Raw genomic sequence first — 19,180 nt, 5'->3', positions numbered from 1 at the left:
CCGCCCTCCAAGCGAGCCGCGCGCAGCGCGCCACCCATAGCGCCGTAGCAAGCGCGGCTCGCTTGGAGGGCAGCCCGGGGCCCGTTACCCCATCTACGATTCCTCGCCATCGCGTAGCCCGGATGAAGCGCAAGCGTAATCCGGGGCCGGTCTATCCATACGGCCAGAACCCCGGATTGTGCTGCGCTCCATCCGGGCTAAAGCGCCATCGCCCCCCTGCCTGCCGTCAATCACGCCCCATTTCACGATTTGGTGTTTACTGACGATTATTGACATTCGTCAGTGATCAATCAATACTCTTCATCAGACATCAGCCCGATGGAGAGACCGATGTTCGCCCGTTCGATTTTTGCAAACTATTACAAGCTTTTAGCTGGCGCGCTGCTGGCGCTGGCGGCGATTTCGCTGGCCGGCTGTGACGAAACGGTCGCCGAGAAAGCCGATCCGGGGCGTCCGGTCTTGGTCTCCATGGTGCATTATGAGGCCGAAACCCCGGAGCGCAGCTTTGTCGGCACGATCAAGCCGCGCATCGAGAGCGACATGGGCTTCCGCGTCGCCGGCAAGGTCGCAAAGCGCCTCGTCGAAGTCGGCCAGACCGTCGATATCGGCCAGCCGCTCGCCACCCTCGATGAAGTCGACCTGAAACTGCAGGCAGAGCAGGCCGAAGCCGAACTGCGCGCCGCCACCGGCGTGCTGGCGCAGGCAGCCGCCGCCGAGCAGCGCGCCAAGGATTTGCGCGCCAAGGGCTGGACCACGGATGCACAGATGGACCAGGCGCATGCGGCCGCAGACGAGGCCCGCGCCCGCCTCAACCGCGCCGAACGCTCGGTCGAGCTGACCAAGAACTCTCTTTCTTATGCAACGCTCGTTGCCGATACCCGCGGTGTCGTCACCTCGACCCTGATCGAGCCCGGCCAGGTCGTGGCCGCCGGCCAGACCTCGATCCGCGTGGCGCGGCTCGGCGAAAAGGAGGCGGTGGTCGCGATCCCCGAGACCTTGCTCGGCCGCGCCAAGACCGGCGTCGCCACCGTGACGCTGTGGTCGGAAGCGGGCAAGAAGTACGCCGCGAAGCTGCGCGAGGTCGCCCCCTCGGCCGATCCCGCCACCCGCACCTATCTCGCCAAGTTCTCGCTGCCGGAAGCTGGCGATGACGTCTCGCTCGGCATGACGGCGACGCTGACGCTCGCCGATGCCGAGACCGAGCGCGTGGCGAAGCTGCCGCTGTCGGCGCTGTACAGCCAGGGCGGCGATCCCTCGCTCTACGTCGTCAACGATGCCGGCGAGATCTCGCTGAAGCCGGTCAAGGTGAAGGCCTATGAGAGCAATTGCGTCGTGATCGCCGGCGGCGTCGAGGAGGGCGCGAAGGTGGTGGCGCTCGGGGTGCAGAAGCTCGACCCGGCCCAGAAGGTCCGCGTCGTCGCGTCGCTGTCGTTCTGATCCGTCGGCCGTAAGCGGTTTTGGATATTGGAGGGTGACATGAAGCGCTTCAACCTGTCGGGCTGGGCGGTGAGCCATCCGACCCTGATCCTGTTCCTGATGATCGCGCTCGGCGCCGCCGGCTTCTTCTCCTATCAGAAGCTCGGCCGCGCCGAGGATCCGTTCTTCACGGTGAAGGTGGTCAACGTCTCCGTGATCTGGCCCGGTGCAACCGCGAACGAGATGCAGACCCAGGTCGCCGACCCCATCGAGAAGAAGCTGCAGGAACTGCCGTTCTTCGAGAAGGTGCAGACCTATTCCAAGCCGGCCTTCGTGGCGATGCAGGTGACGTTCCGCGATTCGACGCCGCCGAAGGACGTGCCCTATCTCTTCTACCTCCTGCGCAAGAAACTGGTCGACGTGCAGGGCCAGTTGCCGCAAGGAATCCTCGGCCCCGTCGTCAATGACGAGTTCTCCGACGTCGATTCCATCCTCTACATGATGACCGGCGACGGCGCCGATTACGCGCAGTTGAAGAAGGCGGCCGAAGGCTTCCGCCAGCGGCTTCTGCGCGTGCCGGGGGTGACCAAGGTCGACTTCTACGGCACCCAGGACGAGCGCATCTATGTCGAGTTCTCCCACGCCAAGCTCGCCACGCTCGGTATCACCCCGCAAGCGCTGTTCGACTCGCTCGCCAAGCAGAACAACGTAACCCCGGCCGGCACGGTCGAGACGTCCTCGCAGCGCGTCCCGCTGCGCGTCACCGGCGCGCTCGATGGCGCCAAGGCGGTGGCCGAGACGCCGGTCGAGAGCAACGGCCGCGTGTTCCGCCTGGGCGATATCGCGACCGTCACCCACGGCTTCGTCGATCCGCCGACCTTCACGGTGCGCCAGGAAGGCAAGCCCGCGATCGGCATCGGCATCGTGACCGCCAAGGGTGCCAACATCCTCGAGCTCGGCAAGGACGTCGAGAAGGCGACCGCCGAATTCTTGAAGGCGGTGCCGCAGGGCATCGACGTCGAGCAGATCGCCGACCAGCCGAAGGTGGTCGAGCATGCCGTCAGCGAGTTCGTGCATTCCTTCATCGAGGCGCTCGCGATCGTGCTGTTCGTCTCCTTCCTCGCACTCGGCTGGCGCACCGGCATCGTGGTGGCGATGTCGGTGCCGCTGGTGCTGGCGATCGTCTTCATCGTCATGAACGCGATGTCGCTCGACCTGCACCGCATCACTTTGGGTGCGCTGATTATCGCGCTCGGCCTGCTCGTCGACGACGCCATCATCGCGGTCGAGATGATGGTGGTGAAGATGGAGCAGGGCTGGGACCGCTTCCGCGCCGCATCGTTCGCGTGGGAATCCACGGCGTTTCCGATGCTGACGGGTACGCTGGTCACCGCGGCCGGCTTCCTGCCGATCGGCTTTGCCAATTCGGCGGTCGGCGAATATGCCGGCGGCATTTTCTGGATCGTCGCGATCGCGCTGGTCGCCTCCTGGTTCGTCGCGGTGATCTTCACGCCCTATATCGGCGTAAAGCTGCTGCCCAACATCAAGGTGCACCACAACCACGATCCGCACGCGATCTACGAGACCCGGCTTTACCGCGGTTTGCGCGCGGTGGTGCAGTGGTGCGTCAATCACCGCGTCACGGTGGTGGCATCAACGGTCGGCGTGTTCGTCGCCTCGATCGTCGCCTTCGGCCACGTCCAGCAGCAGTTCTTTCCGCTCTCCGAACGCCCTGAACTGTTCCTGCAGCTTCGCCTGCCGGAAGGCACCGCCTTCAACGTGACCGAGAAGGCCGTCAAGAAGGCCGAGGACCTTTTGAAAGGCGACAAGGATATTGCGACCTACACCGCCTATGTCGGCCAGGGCTCGCCGCGCTTCTGGCTCGGCCTCAACCCGCAACTGCCGAACGAGGCCTTTGCCGAGATCGTGATTCTGTCCAAGGACGTCGAGGCGCGTGAGCGCATCAAGGCCAAGATCGAGAATGCGGCCGCCAACGGCGCGTTGAACGAGGCGCGCGTGCGCGTCGACCGCTTCAATTTCGGCCCGCCGGTCGGCTTCCCCGTTCAGTTCCGCGTGATCGGTCCCGACGCAAGCAAGGTGCGCGATATCGCCTACCAGGTGCGCGACATCATGCGGCAGAACCAGAACGTCAAGGACGTGCAGCTCGACTGGAACGAGCAGTCGCCCTACCTGAAGCTCGTCGTCGACCAGGACCGCGCCCGCGCGCTCGGCCTGACCCCGCAGGAGGTCTCGCAGGCGCTGTCGATGCTGATCTCGGGTGCGCCGGTCACGACCATCCGCGACGGCATCGAGAAGGTCGGCGTGGTCGCCCGCGCCGTGCCGTCCGAGCGGCTCGATCTGGGGCGTGTCGGCGATCTCACGATCACCTCACGCAACGGTGTCGCGGTGCCGCTTCAGCAGATCGCGAAAATCGAGTATGCGCATGAGGAGCCGATCCTGTGGCGGCGTAACCGCGACATGGCGATCACCGTGCGCTCCGACGTCGTCGACGGCGTACAGGCCCCTGATGTGACCAACCAGATCTCGCCCAAGCTCAAGGAGATCCAGAACCATCTCGAGCCGGCCTACCGGATCGAGCCGGGCGGCGCGTTCGAGGAATCGGCCAAGGGCAATGCGTCGATCTTCGTGCTCTTCCCGATGATGGTGCTGGTGATGCTGACGCTGTTGATGATCCAGTTGCAGAGCTTCTCGCGCCTGCTCCTGGTCTTCCTGACGGCGCCGCTCGGCATCGTCGGCGCGTCCCTCGGGCTCAATGTCGCCAACCAGCCGTTCGGCTTCGTGGCGCTGCTCGGCCTGATCGCGCTCGCCGGCATGATCATGCGCAACACCGTGATCCTGGTCGACCAGATCGAGACCGATGTCGCCCACGGCCTGACCCGGAAGGAGGCGATCGTGGAGGCCACCGTCCGCCGCGCCCGCCCGGTGGTGTTGACCGCGCTCGCCGCGATCCTGGCGATGATCCCGCTGTCGCGCTCGGCCTTCTGGGGCCCGATGGCAATCACCATCATGGGCGGCCTGTTCGTCGCGACCTTCCTGACGCTGTTATACCTGCCGGGCCTTTATGCCCTGTGGTTCCGCAAGAGCCTGGAGGAGAGCGGCGCGGGCGAGAAAGCCGCTTCGGCGGCGCAGCATGACGGCAATGCACGCCCGGCAATTCCGCTTGCTGAAGCGGCTGAATAGTTGAACAGTGAACACATAATTGAGTCCCGACAAATGACGCTGGTTTCGGAACATATCGAGAGTGACACCCGGGAGCGGATTCTCGTGGTGGCCGAACGGCTGTTCCGCCAGATCGGCTACCAGAAGACCACGGTCGCCGACATCGCCAAGGAGCTCCGGATGAGCCCCGCCAACGTGTATCGCTTCTTCGATTCGAAGAAGGCGATCCACGAAGGCGTGGCGCGGACGCTGATGGGCGAGGTCGAGGTCGAGGCGCTGCGGATCGTGCGGGCGCAAGGCCCCGCGGTTACCCGCCTGCGCGATCTGATGAAGACCGTCAACCGCATGAACACCGAGCGCTATGTCGGCGACTCCAAGCTGCACGAGATGGTCGAAATCGCGATGCAGGAGGACTGGGACGTCTGCGTCGCCCATATGGAGATGATCGCCTCCACCATCGGCCAGGTGATCGGGCAGGGGGCGGCCTCGGGCGAGTTCGATGTTCCGGACGTGCACCTCGCCTCGCTCTGCGCCACCACCGCCATGATGCGCTTCTTCCACCCGCAGATGATCGCCCAATGCGCCACCAAGCCGGGCCCGACCATCGACCAGATGATCGATTTTGTGATCGCGGGCCTCTCGCCGCGTGGTAAAGCAAGCTAGTTCTGTAGCCCGGGTGGAGCGAAGCGCAACCCGGGATCAGAGCCGCTTGCGATAGCCCCGGATTGCGCTTCGCTTCATCCGGGCTACGGACAACAAGAGAGAGCCCAGCGTGACCGCGAAAGACCTGCATTATTACGAACCGAAGAACGGCCACGGCCTCAAGCACGATCCCTTCAACGCCATCATCGCCCCGCGCCCGATCGGCTGGATCTCCTCGCGCGACGCCAAGGGTCACGTCAACCTCGCGCCCTACAGCTTCTTCAACGGCTTCTGCTACGTCCCGCCGATCATCGGCTTCTCCTCCACCTCCTGGAAGGACAGCGTCGCCAACATCCAGGAGACGAGGGAGTTCGTCTGGAATCTCGCCACCATGGATCTGGCGAAGCAGATGAACGCGACCGCCGCCCACGTCGCCCACGATATCAGCGAGTTCTCGATCGCGGGATTGACTGCGGCGCCGAGCAAGATCGTCAACGTGCCGCGGGTGGCGGAGAGCCCGGTCTCCTTCGAGTGCAAGCTGACCCAGATCGTCCAGCTCCAGGACGCCAATGGCGAGAAGGCGCAGGCCTGGCTCATGTTAGGGGAAGTCGTCGCCGTCCATATCGACAAGGCCATGATCAAGGACGGCGTCTACCAGACCGCCGCCGCCCGCCCCATCGTCCGCGCCGGCCGCCGCGGCGACTATTTCGAGATCCGGCCCGAGGCCATGTTCGAGATGGTCCGCCCGGACTAGCCGCGACCGTGTAGCTGTAGCAACCATTAGATTGCCGGGTTGTGTGCAATTGAATCGCCCGCTGGCCGTTGAGCATGACGCCGTGCTCGCGGCCGTCAAGGCGTGGCCTGGCAGCAGCGCGACGTCAGGTGGGATTGGAGCGACGGCCATCCTTGACGGCCGCTGCGCGCGACGTCGTGGCGACGGCAGGTCGGGACGAAGAAACGGTGCTCCGGTCGAACAAAGAAACTGGGATCAGGCGGTGGATCGGCCCACCGCGGCTGCCGCAGGTGGGGGCTTGTCTTGCCACGGCGTGCCGCGCGCCACGACCGTGTTGATGAAGATCAGCAGCTTCCTGGCGCAGGCGATCAGCGCGCGCTTGTGCCCTTTGCCGGCGGCGATCAGCCGGTCGTAAAGGGCGATGAGCTGCGGATTCCAGCGCAGCGAAGCCGGCAGGGCGGCGGTGTAAAGCGCACGACGCAAGCGCGGGCGCCCCCCGTCGATGTGACGGACGCCAACCCGATCGCCGCTGTCGTCGTCATAGGGGGCAAGGCCGGCCAGCGCCGCGGCTTGTTCGCGGGTGAGCGTGCCGATCTCGGGCATGCGCACCAGGATGCCAACTGCGGTCGGCAGCCCGGCGCCACTGACGCTGTGGATCAGCGCGAGCCGCGCGGCGAGGTCGGGATGCTGGCGGATCGCCGCCACCAGGGCCTTGAGCTCGGCGCTTTTGCGCTGGGCCAGGCGGGCGACGTCTTCTTGCCAGATCGCCCGGATCCGTGCGTTGCGGCAGGTCTCGAGCCGGTTCTTGAGCTGCGCGACATCCTCCCCGATCTGATCGATCATCGTCAGATGCTCGGCGAAGGGCTGCAGCCTGGCGTCGGGCGCGGGGTGGATCTTCTTGACCGCGGCGGTGCAGGCGGCGATCAGCGCGGCGTCGATCGTGTCGTTCTTGGCGCGCTGCCCGCGAAACTCGGCATAGGCGCGCACCTGCGCCGGCTGGAACACCACCACGATCATTCGCGCGCGCCGCAGCTCGGCGACGACGGCCTGTTCGTAGCCGCCGCTCGCCTCGATCCCGACCCGTTTGACCTGGTGGCGCCGCAACCATTCCAGCAACGCCTTGTGACCGTCCGCCGTGTTCTCGACCTGCAGCGTCTCCGCGCTGCCGTCGAGCGCCACGTCCAGCTTCCGTTTGCCGGTATCGATTCCGGCGCAGATTGTGATAGGCTTGGCCATCTTCGTCGACCCTCCCTTGTGATGCGAACCTGAAGTTCGTTCAACCATTCGGGTCCCGATGAAGCGCCGACCGCGATCTTGCTACTAGACAGCCTCAAGGCTTCGGTGGGCATCGATCCGATCGATCGGCAGCCCAGCTCGGGCGGCCACCCGGGCTGGGCCATTCCTCACGGAACGATCCCACTCTAATCCAACGCGCTAATACAAGGGTGGGCAAAGCGCAGCGTGCCCACCACCGCGAGCCGAGTGTTGATGGTGGGCACGCTACGCTTTGCCCACCCTGCATTTTCTTCGTCCGGAACTGGCGCTGTATCCTCGCCGTTATCCCGATCGACCGCGTCAATTCGCGCCAATTTGCCAGCGAAGTGTTCACTTCTGTCGGACACTTTCCGCTAAAATATGCCGGAACGCGCCGCCGATCTTGAGGATACTGCCATGAGTTTCCGCCGCGATGTCATCACCAAGCCAATCTTTGGGTTCGCCCGCGGCGTGATGCCGACCATGTCGGATACCGAGCGCGAAGCGTTGGAAGCCGGCGACGTCTGGTGGGACGCCGACCTCTTTTCCGGCAATCCCGATTGGTCGAAGCTGCTCGCCTATCCGCAAGCCGAATTGACAGAAGAGGAAAAAGCCTTCCTCAGCGGCCCCGTCGACGAGCTCTGCAGGATGCTCGACGAATGGAAGATTTTCTGGGAATGGCGCGACCTGCCGCGCGAGGTCTGGGATTTCATCAAGCGCGAAAAATTCTTCGGCATGATCATCCCCAGGGAATTCGGCGGCCTCGGCTTCTCGCCCTACGCGCATTCCGAGGTGGTGCGACAACTCTCCTCGCGCTCGCTGACCGCGGCCGTCACCGTGATGGTGCCGAACTCGCTCGGCCCCGGCGAGCTCCTGATGCGCTTCGGCACCAAAGAGCAGCAGGAGAAATGGCTGCCGCGTCTGGCCTCCGGCCGCGACATTCCGTGCTTCGGCCTCACCAGCCCCGAAGCGGGGTCGGATGCGGCCTCGATGGTCGACACCGGCATCATCTGCAAGGGCAATTTCGAGGGCAACGAAGTGATCGGCCTGCGCCTCAACTGGCACAAGCGCTACATCACGCTCGGCCCGGTCGCCACCTTGCTCGGCCTCGCCTTCAAGGCCTACGATCCCGATCATCTCGTCGGCGACCAGGAAGAGCTCGGCATCACGGTCGCGCTGATCCCGACCCATCTGCCCGGCGTCGAGATTGGCCACCGTCATCTGCCGGCGATGCAGGTGTTCCAGAACGGCCCGAATCGGGGCCGCGACGTCTTCATCCCGCTCGACTACATCATCGGCGGCAAGGAGCGGCTTGGGCAGGGCTGGAAGATGCTGATGACCGCGCTCGCCGCCGGCCGCGGCATCTCGCTGCCGTCATTGTCGGCTGCCGGCGCCGCCTATGCCGCGCGCACCACCGGCGCCTATGCCCGCATTCGCGAACAGTTCGGCATCTCGATCTCCAAATTCGAAGGCGTCGAGGAGCCGCTGGCGCGGATCGTCGGCACCACCTATTTGCTCGACGCCGCGCGGCGGCTGACCTGCGCCGCGCTGAACGCCGGCCATCATCCCGCGGTCATCTCCGGCATCATGAAACTGCACGCCACCGAGCGGATGCGGATCGCAATCGACGACGCCATGGACATCCATGGCGGCAAGGCCGTGATCGACGGCCCGCAGAACTATCTCGGCAATCTGCATCGCGCGGTGCCGGTCGGCATCACCGTGGAAGGCGCCAACATCCTCACCCGCAATCTCATCGTGTTCGGCCAGGGTGCGATCCGCGCTCATCCGTACCTGCTGGAGGAGATGACCGCGCTCGGCGAGGCCGACCGCGCCAAGGGCCTGGATGCCTTCGACAAGGCGCTATGGAAGCACATCGGCCACACCTTCAAGACCCTGTTCCGCGCCATGGGCCGGAGTTGGACCTTCGGCTTGTTCGCGCCGGCGCCCGATGCGGGCGATGCCACGAAATTCTACCGCCAGCTCTCGCGCTATTCCTCAGCCTTCGCAATTTGCGCCGACATGGCGCTGCTGACGCTCGGCGGCGCGCCCAAGCGCAGGGAGATGCTCTCGGCCCGTTTCGGCGACATCCTCTCCGAGCTCTATCTGCTCTCCGCCGCGCTGAAGCGCTGGCAGGACGAGGGCCGCCAGAAAGAAGATTTCGCCGCGCTCGAATGGTGCATGGCGAGCGGCCTCAAGACCATCGAGAACCGTTTTGCGGAGATCCTCGCCAACCTGCCGAACCGTTTCGTGGCTGTAATCCTGAAGCTCTTGATCCAGCCGTTCGGCGCCCGCGTGCTCGGCCCCTCCGACCGCGTCGTGCATCAGTGTGCCGCCCTTGTGCTGGAGCCATCGGACGCGCGCGATCGAGTCACCCCCGATCTCGCCTTCGTCGAGGACGACGGCGGCGTGGCGCGGCTGGAAAAGGCCTTCCGCCTGGTCGCCGCGACCGAGGATATCGCGAAGCAGATGCGCGCCGCGCGCCTGCGCGATCCGGATGAAGCGGTGAAGAAGGGCGTCATCACGCAATCCGATGCCGATAAGCTAGTCGCCGCCCGCGCGGCGGTCGCCGCGGTGATCGAGGTCGACGATTTCGCGCCCGAGGCGCTGTCGCCGATTTACAGGAAGGGTGCCGACGTGCATCAGTTCTTCCAGGAATTGGGAGAGCAGAGGGCTGCGAGCTGATGGCGCGACCGGTCTTTATCGTCGACGGCAGCCGTACGCCGTTCCTGAAGGCGCGCTCCGGTCCAGGACCGTTCACGCCGGTCGATCTCGCCGTGCAATGCGGCCGGCCGCTGCTGGCGCGGCAGCCGTTTGCGCCCGATAGCTTCGACCAGGTGGTCCTCGGCTGCGTCAATGTCATTGCCGACGAGATGAACCCGGCGCGCGTCGCGGCGCTGCGGCTCGGCATGGGCGAGAAGATGGTCGCCTTTACCGTGCAGATTAATTGCGGCTCCGGTATGCAGTCGATCGACACCGGCTATCGCTACATCCGCGAAGGCACAGCCGATCTCATCCTCGCCGGCGGCGCCGAGGCGCTGAGCCATGCGCCGCTGGTCTGGCCCAACGCCGGCGTGCGTTGGTTTGCTGGCCTTGCCGGCGCCAAGAGCATGGGCGCGAAGATCGCCGCCTTCTTCAAGCTTCGCCCCGGCTATTTTAAGCCGATCATCGGCCTGGAGCGCGGGCTCACCGATCCCATCACCGAGCTCAACATGGGCCAGACCGCCGAGGTCGTCGGCCATCTCTTCGGCATCACCCGCGCGCAATCGGATGCCTATGCCGCCGAGAGCCACCGCCGCCTGGCAAAAGCGCAGAGCGAAGGCTGGCTGAAGGGCGAAGTCGAGACGTCGTTCTCGCGCGACGGCAAGTTCTACGATCACGATGACGGCGTCCGCCCGGACTCGACGCCGGAGACGTTGGCAAAACTGAAGCCGGTATTCGAGCGGCCGTGGGGACAGGTCACCGCGGGCAACTCCTCGCAGATCACCGACGGCGCCTCCTGGGTGATCCTCGCGTCCGAAGAGGCGGTGGCAAAGCACGGGCTGAAGCCGAAGGCCGTCATCCTCGACAGCCAGTGGGCGGCGCTCGATCCTGCTATCATGGGGCTCGGCCCCGTGCTGTCAGCGACCGCGCTGCTGAAGCGCAACGAACTGACCCTGCAGGATGTCGAGACCTGGGAGTTGAACGAGGCCTTTGCGACACAGGTGCTCGGCTGTCTTGCGGCCTGGAACGATGAAAAATTTTGCCGCGAAATTCTCGGCCTCGAGGGCGCGGCGGGCGAGATCGATCGAGCGAAGCTGAATATCGATGGCGGCGCCATCAGCCTCGGCCATCCCGTCGGCACCAGCGGCAACCGCATCGTGCTGCATCTCGTCAACGCCATGAAGCGGCTCGGCACGCGGCGCGGCATCGCCACCGAATGCATCGGCGGCGGGCAGGGCGGCGCCATGCTGATAGAGACGGTGTGATCATGGATTCGCAGATCATGAACGTCCTCGCCGACCGCGTGCTCGAACTCGGGCCCGTGCCGGAAGCCGGTCCCTACAAGCATTTCAGGCTGACGCGTGATGGCGACGGCATCGCCTGGCTCTTGTTCGACCGCGAAGGCGCCAGCGCCAACACGCTGAACGCCGAGGTGCTCGAGGAATTCGATGCGGTGCTGTCTTCGCTCGAAAGCCAGCGTCCGACCGGCCTCGTCATCCGCTCGGCGAAGAAGAGCGGCTTCATCGCCGGTGCCGATGTCAATGAATTCCGCGGCGCCAGCGATGCGCGCTTGGTCGAAGCCGAGATCGGCCGCGCGCATGCGGTCATCGACCGGCTCGAAGCGCTGCGCGTGCCGACGGTCGCCGTGATCCACGGCTTCTGCTTCGGCGGCGGCCTCGAAGTCGCGCTGGCCTGCCAGTCGCGGATCGCCATTGATGGCGCGCGCTTCGGCTTTCCCGAGGTGATGCTCGGCCTGCATCCCGGCTTAGGTGGCACCGTGCGCTTCACGCAGCTCGTCAATCCGATGCAGGCGATGAGCCTGATGCTGACGGGCAAGACCATCGATGCGCGCCGGGCCAAATCGCTCGGCCTGGTCGATGCGGTGACGCAGGAGCGCCATGTCAGGAACGCGGTGAAGGACGCGGTGTTCGGCCGCCTGAAGCGCGCCAGGCCCGGGTCGGTCAACACGCTCCTGAACTTCGGCCCGGTGCGCGGCTTTCTCGCTTCGCGCATGCGCAGCGAGGCCGCCAAGGCCGCGCCGCAGGCGCACTATCCCGCGCCTTACGCGCTGATCGATCTCTGGGAAAAATACGGCAGCGAAAAGTCGGCGATGCTGAATGCGGAAAAGCGTTCCTTCGCCGAATTGATGGTGACGCCGACCGCGCAGAACCTGATCCGCGTCTTCTTCCTGCGCGAGCAGATGAAGAAGCTCGCAGGCAGCGGCAACAGGATCGCGCATGTCCACATCATCGGCGCCGGCGCGATGGGCGGCGATATCGCCGCCTGGTGCGCAGGACAGGATCTGCGCGTTACGCTGTCGGACATGAAGCCGGAGCCGATCGCGGGCGCGATCAAGCGCGCCGACGATCTCTACAGGAAGATCATCCGCAAGCGCACGGACGTGCGCGATGCGCATGATCGGCTGATCCCGGATATGGACGGCGAGGGCGTGCGCAACGCCGACCTCATCATCGAGGCGGTGCCGGAAAAGCTCGAGCTGAAGCAGAAGGTCTATGCCGGCATCGACCCGAAGATGAAGCCGGGCGCAATCCTTGCGACCAACACCTCCAGCATCCCGCTGCAGGATCTGCGCGCGACGCTGGAAAAGCCCGAGCGCCTGCTCGGCCTGCACTTCTTCAATCCGGTCTCGCGATTGCAGCTCGTCGAGGTCGTCAGCCATGACGGCACCGACGCCGAGCTGTTGAAAAAGGCGCTCGCCTTCGTCGGCGCCATCGACCGCCTGCCGCTATCGGTGAAGAGCTCGCCGGGCTTCCTCGTCAACCGCGCGCTGACGCCCTACATGCTGGAAGCGATGTTGCTGTTGGACGAGAAGGTCGACAAATCAGTGATCGACGCCGCGGCGAAGAAGTTCGGCATGCCGATGGGACCGATCGAGCTTGCCGACCAGGTCGGCCTCGATATCTGCCTCGACGTCGGCGACATGCTGCGCTCGAAATTCGGCGACCTCTTGCCGCCGACGCCGGCCTGGCTGCGCGAGAAGGTCGCCAAGGGCGAGCTTGGCCGCAAGACCGGCAAGGGCTTTTACGTGTGGAAGGATGGTAAGCCAGACAAGACGTCCGCTGTGACATCGACCGCCGAGCCGACACAGGAGATGATCGACCGTCTGGTGCTGCCGATGTCGAATGTCTGCGTTGCCTGCCTGCGCGAGGGGATCGTCGACAATGCCGACGTGGTCGATGGCGCCATGATATTCGGCACCGGCTATGCCCCGTTCCGTGGCGGTCCGCTGAATTACGCCCGCACGCGCGGTGTCGAGAATGTGGTGTCCACCTTGCAAGCACTCGAGCAGAAATTTGGCGGCCGCTTCGCGCCCGATGCCGGCTGGGAGAGTTTCAAGTGACTGACACGACCGTTCCGATGGCGCAAAACGAGCCGCAAGGCGATCTCTGCATCCGCACGCTGGCGATGCCGGCGGATACCAACGCCAATGGCGACATCTTCGGCGGCTGGCTGCTGAGCCAGATGGATCTTGGCGGCGGCGTGTTCGCTTCCAAGGTCGCGCGATCGCGCACGGTGACGGTCGCGATCGAGGCGATGAATTTTCGTAAAGCCGTCTATGTCGGCGACCTCGTCTCCGTGCACGCCAACCTTGTGCGCATTGGCCGCACCTCGATCACCGTCCATCTCGAAGCCTGGGTGCTGCGCCGCAAGGAACGTCAATCGATCCTGGTGACCGACGGGAATTTTACTTACGTTTCGATCGACGACCATGGCCAGCCGCAGCCGATCCGGCGCGACGGCGCCACGCTTGCGACGTAACCGAGACGTCTCCTCGCTTACACACAGTTGTTATCAGCCGCTCGTATCCCACACCTCGTGAGAGCAGGTGATTCGGTGTTCGGGAATGCGGCGATATCAGGACAATTCGCCGCGCTGGCCATCGCTTTTCGCGGGACGCAGCAGTGATGAAAGCGCGGAACGATCAGGCTCCCATCACGTTATAGGCCCGCACTTCAATTGGGACTGGGAAATGTCTGATACCTACATCATCGAAGTCGGCTCCAATCCGGCCGGCATCGTCGTGCGCGATGAGCGTGGCTATCGCTTCTTTGCGGCCAGTCCTGAATTCAACCGATTGGAAGGCCAACTCTTCCGCAACGCCCGCGAAGCCGAGCGCGCCGCACGCCGCCTCGCCGACGGCGAGCTGAAGCTGGCATCATAGATTCCACGATCTCCCGCGTTGACCACAGCGCCAAACCGCCGCACGATGGGGCGTTCCACACCCAAGGTGGCGCCGTGCCTGTCCTCACCCATCGCCAGACCGAGATCCTCAACCTTGCGCGCGCCTTTGGCCGCGTGATGGTGGAGGACCTTGCCAAACGTTTCGAAGTCTCCGCGCAGACCATTCGCAAGGACCTCAATGATCTCTGCGACCGGCGTTCGCTGACGCGCATCCATGGCGGCGCCATCATCGCTTCCGGCGTGGAAAATCTTGCCTACGAGGCGCGGCGCTTCGTCGCTGCCGAAGAGAAGAAGGCGATCGGGGCGGCCGCCGCGGCGCGCATTCCGAACGGCTGCTCGCTGTTCATCAATATCGGCACCACCACGGAGGAGGTCGCAAGCGCGCTGACCTCGCATGAGGGGTTGCTCGTCATTACCAACAACCTCAATGTCGCGATGCTGCTGTACCGCCATCCCCGCATCGAGGTGGTGGTGGCGGGCGGTACCGTGCGGCGCGCCGACGGCGCCGTGGTCGGCTCGACCGCGACGCAACTGATCGGCCAGTTCAAGGTCGACTACGCGATCATCGGCGCGTCGGCGATCGACGAGGAGGGCGCGCTTTTGGATTTCGACTATCGCGAAGTCCAGGTCGCCCAGGCCATCATCGCCAACGCCCGCAACGTGATGCTGGTGGCGGACTCAACAAAACTCCGCCGCAGCGCCCCGGTCCGCATCGCCCATATCAGCCAGATCCAGACCTTCATCACCGACACCGCATTGCCGGCGGGACTGGCGAACATCTGCCACAGCAGAGGTATCGAGGTGGTCGTGGCAATGGACAAGCCCGCCGCCGACATCGACGACGCCACACCCGAGCCCGCCCCGGTGACGCTGCGAAGCGTCTAGCACCGCCAGTGGCCTCGCCCTTCGAGACGGCCGCTTCGCGGCCTCCTCAGGTGAGGGGATAGATGTGAGTGCGCCGTCTCTCCCCCGGTCATTGCGAGCGCGACGAAGCAATCCATCCCGCCACTTGCTGCGGCATGGATTGCTTCGTCGCTATCGCTCCTCGCAATGACGGCCCTGGCACGGCTGTCCGCCCTCATCCTGAGGAGCCGCGAAGCGGCGTCTCGAAGGATGAGGTCCCCGCTGCCGAACCACATGCCCGCTTCGACGATATTTCTCAGGTGAAACGGATAAAGGATGCAGGAATCGAAGACGGCAATCGATGGCTCAAACGCCATAGCGCCGCCTGAGGTCCTCGGCGTCGTCGGCGAGTGCCTCCATTGCCGATCGTTGTGCGTCAGTCCTCGCCTTCAGCGACAACACATCCTTAAGCTTCGTGCGGCGGTGCTTACCAACATATCGGAACGGAAGGTTCCCTGCGTCCATGTGATGCACGACCAGTGGCCGCGATATCCCCAGAACGTCGGCTGCGTCATTCGGACTGAGTTCCTGGTCCTCGGCGAGGATCGCGATACGCTCCCCTTGAAGAAGATGATCAAGCGCAGTCTCGAGCAGGGCTGCAGCGCTGGGAGGCAATCTGACAACCTGGTCCTGGCCGGACTTGTGGCGGACGTTGACCTCGACATGATCGCCCTTGCCAAGCTTGTCGAGAGGCTTGGCCGCCTTGCGCTCCGAGTCCGAGAGCTCGACGAACTGCAGCACGTGGGTGGTCATGGCCGGGGTTCCTTTCCAGCCAAAACATAAGTCTCGGCGCGCCTAACTGTAATATCTGAAATCCATCTTGAACCCGCGGTTCGCGAACACTCGCTGGGCTGATAGAATTCTTTGGTATTTGGAATCATGCGAGAGATGGACAAACGTCCCCGAGGCGGTGAGGGGGTACACAATGGTCTGCAGGATCACCGACGATGTCATCAAGGCGCTACACCATTGCCGGTTGAAAGCGTACTTCCAACTGCACGGCGAGGCAGGGACCCAATGCGGTTACGAGAAGTTGCTGATCGAGCAACGCGCCAACGTGCAACGCGGGGCAATTGAAAAGATCCAACGCGAATATCTCGAACCCGAGATAGCGGTAGACCTCCGCTTGTCCGTGGGCAATCTCCGCAAGGGAATTCCGTTTATCCTTGGCGCTCATCTGGATGATGATCGCTATGCGGTTTCCTTCGATGCCCTTCGCAAGACGGATGGCCACTCAGCGCTTGGAGACTTCAGATATGAACCGGTGGCATTTTGTGCGTCACGACGATTTCACGCCTCCGATCGCCAAGAACTTGCTGCCCGGGCGGTTCTTCTGGCACGGGTTCAGGGAATGCTTCCCGCAGGCGGGCGCGTCTATCTCGGGCGCGACAGCGCGAGGACGGCCATTCGTTTCGGGGCGACCCTGACGGCTGCGGAAAACCGCCTCCGAGATGCTGAGCGCTTACAACGCGCCGAAGCCCCGCCGAAACTGCTCTTAAACGACCATTGCCGCATCTGCGAGTTTCGCGACCGTTGCCGCGACCAGGCCATCCGTGACGATAATCTTAGCCTGTTACGGGGGGTTGGCGAAAAAACGATCAAGCGATATGGCCGCAAAGGTGTGCTCACGCTCACTCAGCTCGCGCATACTTTTCGGCCCCGACGACGCGGCAAGCGCGCCGATGTCCCGCTCAAGCTACGCGACCACGCGTTGCATGCGTTAGCCATTCGCGATCAAACGATTTATGTGCTCGGCACACCAAAACTTCCAGCCGCCCAGGTGCGGATCTATGTTGATATGGAGGGCTATCCCGAGGAGGGATTCATTTATCTGATTGGGCTCGTCGTTCACGATGGCGAGCGCATCGAGCGCTACTCGTTATGGTCCGATGACGCCAAAGGCGAAGCAGAAATATTTGGCAAGTTTCTCGATATCGTTGGGCGGTATGACGTTCCGCAACTCTATTGTTACGGCAACTACGAGCGGAGTTTCATCGGGCGCATGCGGCGCCAATCCCACCGTAAGAGGCGCATTGATGCTGTTTTGGCGGCGCTGACGAACGTGCTCACCATCATCTATCCCCATTTCTATTTTCCCACTTACTCGAATGGCCTTAAGGAGGTGGCGGGCTGCCTTGGCTGCCGTTGGACCGAGCCGGGCGCTTCGGGCATCGAGAGTTTCATTTGGCGCAAGAGCTGGGAGAAGACCGGCGACGCATCGTGGAAAGCCAAGCTAATTCAGTACAATCTCGAGGACTGTGACGCTTTGCGCAGAGTCTGCGATTTTCTGGCTGAGGCGCTGGTTGACGGCGCCATAAGCGATCCTGGTGCAATGCCGCGCGTGGCGCCCGTGGCACAACTCGACAAGCTGTCCCGAAGCGCGACATGGTCAAAGTACGCGCATGCTGATTTCGAGTTCGTGAATAAGTGTGCTTATTTTGACTACCAGCGACGACATGTGTTTGTCCGAACACAGCGAAGGCGGATTCGAAAGACGCGGCGCCGACATTGGCAAAACCGCGATTTGCGGGCGACACACCGGGTTGAAATTGGGGCGACGTGCTGCCCCTACTGTAAGAGTAAAGACATCTTGCCTCTCGCGCCGAAGCGGCGACCGAAGGAATTGCAAACGAGGCGAAAGCGTGCCTTCGATCTCGTCATCACGCCGGGAGCGATCCGCCGGAAGGTGATAGAATTTAGGGCTGTGGCCTATCATTGCGGGGGGTGTGAACGAGACTTCATACCCGAACGATACGAGCGGGTCGCGCGACACTTTCATCGCTTTATGAGCTGGTTCGCCTACCAGCACATCACGCATCGCCTCGGGGTCAAATCTCTAGCTGCGCTGTTCTACGAAACTTTCGGCATCCGGGTGAACTGGTGGGAATTCTTAACTTTCCGGCATCTGCTCGCTCGTCGATACCGACCGACTTACAATAAGCTGCTGGCGCAGCTGATTGCAGGGCCGGTGCTACATGTCGACGAAACCGAGGTGAACTTGAAGGATGGCCGCGGGTACGTCTGGGTGTTTGCGAGCGAATCCGCGACCGTCTACATTTTCCGACGTTCACGCGAAGGCGATTTCCTGCGAAAGATGCTCAAGGACTTCAAAGGCGTGCTGGTCTCCGATTTTTACTCGGCCTACGACGGGCTCCCTTGTCTGCAGCAGCGTTGCCTTATCCACCTTATGCGCGACATGAATCGAGTAATTCTCGACAATCCGTTCGATCAGGAGCTTCAGTCTATTACAGCGCCATTTGGCGCCCTGCTGCGCTCGATCGTCGTCACGGTCGATGCGCATGGCCTCAAGCATCGGTACTTGAAAAAACACGCTAAAGACGTGACGGAATTCTTCGATGCGCTCACGGAGCCCAATTGCGAATCTGATGCTTCCAAAGCTTTGCAGGAGCGTCTATGTCGCAATCGCGAGCGCTTATTCATGTTTCTGCAATACGACGGCGTATCCTGGAACAACAATCTTGCCGAGAACGCTATCAAGCGCATCAGCGATTACCGGGAGGATGTCGGGCGAAGCATTAAAGAGGCCGGACTTGCCGAGCACTTGGTATTGCTGAGCATCTATCAGACTTGCCGTGTTAGAGACATAAGTTTTCTTCAGTTTCTTCTCTCGCGAGAGCGAGATATCAATCAGTTCGTGGTACAGAAGCGCCGGCGACATAGAGCGCCGCGGATTGAGCTTTATCCAAAAGGCTACCTACCTTCCTCGATCGCTTCGCTTCGGCGGCACCGGCGAGGGAGTGAGGCGACATAGTAACCTCGGAAGCGGTCAACCGCTTGTCGTCGCCTCGATGCGCAAAGTGCTCTTGCTACGGAGGCCGACGCGGATTGATGAACCGTGCCGCCGAAAAGGGATGCACGCCGATTTAGCTCTTGCCACGAGGCGGCTACGAACCTCCTCGGGCTGAGAAGTTCTGGTGTGCTGCTCTCCACGATCATCGCCTTATGGTTATCGCATCTAGCGGTGACGGTGGGGCTGCTTTTGTCCCTCTCATCGAGAGGAGCGGCCTCTTCTCCACGTCTCGAAGGATGACACCCGCGCTGCCACCTGGGGAGTTCCCTCATCCCCAAGTCGTAGACCCCGGTTCCCCATTTTCGGTTTGCTTTCGTTTTTCGTTGTGATCTAAT

The 19,180-nt window shown here is 63.2% G+C and carries 13 protein-coding genes; 11 read left to right on the top strand and 2 right to left on the bottom strand.

Annotated features, from left to right (window positions below; translation table 11 throughout):
- The first annotated feature begins 330 nt into the window (after positions 1–330).
- The 4 genes from OZ411_RS38770 to OZ411_RS38755 all read left to right on the top strand — a co-directional run bounded on the left by OZ411_RS38770 (position 331) and on the right by OZ411_RS38755 (position 5,992).
- Entirely contained in the window at positions 331–1,437 is a 1,107-nt protein-coding gene (locus OZ411_RS38770; RefSeq protein WP_282532163.1) for an efflux RND transporter periplasmic adaptor subunit, read from the top strand.
- A gap of 39 nt (positions 1,438–1,476) precedes the next feature.
- Entirely contained in the window at positions 1,477–4,617 is a 3,141-nt protein-coding gene (locus OZ411_RS38765; protein ID WP_282532162.1) for an efflux RND transporter permease subunit, read from the top strand.
- A gap of 33 nt (positions 4,618–4,650) precedes the next feature.
- Positions 4,651–5,259 (top strand): TetR family transcriptional regulator, encoded by a 609-nt coding sequence (locus tag OZ411_RS38760; RefSeq protein WP_282532161.1) that lies wholly within the window; start codon positions 4,651–4,653, stop codon positions 5,257–5,259.
- 109 nt (positions 5,260–5,368) lie between these two features.
- The gene (locus tag OZ411_RS38755; RefSeq protein WP_282532160.1) at positions 5,369–5,992 is read left to right on the top strand and encodes a flavin reductase family protein; all 624 of its coding nucleotides are present in this window, start codon (positions 5,369–5,371) and stop codon (positions 5,990–5,992) included.
- Positions 5,993–6,226: 234 nt separating this feature from the next.
- Here the strand turns inward: OZ411_RS38755 and OZ411_RS38750 are convergent, their stop codons facing one another.
- Positions 6,227–7,207, bottom strand: a complete 981-nt coding sequence (locus OZ411_RS38750; RefSeq protein ID WP_282532159.1) for an IS110 family transposase — start codon at positions 7,205–7,207, stop codon at positions 6,227–6,229.
- Positions 7,208–7,642: 435 nt separating this feature from the next.
- On the opposite strand from OZ411_RS38750, the gene OZ411_RS38745 reads away from it, so the two are divergent.
- From OZ411_RS38745 to OZ411_RS38720, 6 genes are all read left to right on the top strand, one after another.
- Complete coding sequence (locus tag OZ411_RS38745; RefSeq protein WP_282532158.1) at positions 7,643–9,910, top strand: acyl-CoA dehydrogenase; 2,268 nt, start codon at positions 7,643–7,645, stop codon at positions 9,908–9,910.
- On the top strand, positions 9,910–11,193 hold the full coding sequence (locus OZ411_RS38740; protein WP_282532157.1) for an acetyl-CoA C-acetyltransferase: 1,284 nt from the start codon (positions 9,910–9,912) through the stop codon (positions 11,191–11,193). Before OZ411_RS38745 ends, OZ411_RS38740 begins: the two co-directional genes overlap by 1 nt.
- Positions 11,194–11,195: 2 nt before the next feature.
- Complete coding sequence (locus tag OZ411_RS38735; RefSeq protein ID WP_282532156.1) at positions 11,196–13,289, top strand: 3-hydroxyacyl-CoA dehydrogenase NAD-binding domain-containing protein; 2,094 nt, start codon at positions 11,196–11,198, stop codon at positions 13,287–13,289.
- A 17-nt stretch (positions 13,290–13,306) separates the two neighbouring features.
- A complete protein-coding gene (locus OZ411_RS38730; RefSeq protein WP_282532165.1) occupies positions 13,307–13,708 on the top strand; it encodes an acyl-CoA thioesterase in 402 nt (133 codons plus the stop codon).
- Between the two features lie 211 nt (positions 13,709–13,919).
- On the top strand, positions 13,920–14,111 hold the full coding sequence (locus OZ411_RS38725) for a hypothetical protein (RefSeq protein WP_130576836.1): 192 nt from the start codon (positions 13,920–13,922) through the stop codon (positions 14,109–14,111).
- A gap of 74 nt (positions 14,112–14,185) precedes the next feature.
- Positions 14,186–15,016, top strand: coding sequence for a DeoR/GlpR family DNA-binding transcription regulator (locus OZ411_RS38720; protein WP_282532155.1), 831 nt, complete (start codon positions 14,186–14,188; stop codon positions 15,014–15,016).
- A gap of 324 nt (positions 15,017–15,340) precedes the next feature.
- Here OZ411_RS38720 and OZ411_RS38715 read toward each other — a convergent pair whose 3' ends face one another.
- Positions 15,341–15,787 (bottom strand): DNA-binding protein, encoded by a 447-nt coding sequence (locus tag OZ411_RS38715; protein ID WP_282532154.1) that lies wholly within the window; start codon positions 15,785–15,787, stop codon positions 15,341–15,343.
- A 172-nt stretch (positions 15,788–15,959) separates the two neighbouring features.
- On the opposite strand from OZ411_RS38715, the gene OZ411_RS38710 reads away from it, so the two are divergent.
- Positions 15,960–18,806, top strand: a complete 2,847-nt coding sequence (locus tag OZ411_RS38710) for a TM0106 family RecB-like putative nuclease (protein ID WP_282532153.1) — start codon at positions 15,960–15,962, stop codon at positions 18,804–18,806.
- The last annotated feature ends 374 nt before the right edge of the window (positions 18,807–19,180 follow it).

The organism is Bradyrhizobium sp. Arg237L, from assembly GCF_029990105.1.
Lineage (GTDB): Bacteria > Pseudomonadota > Alphaproteobacteria > Rhizobiales > Xanthobacteraceae > Bradyrhizobium.
The sequence above is the reverse complement of the archived record's forward strand: the minus strand, read 5'-3'. Positions and strand labels throughout refer to the sequence as shown.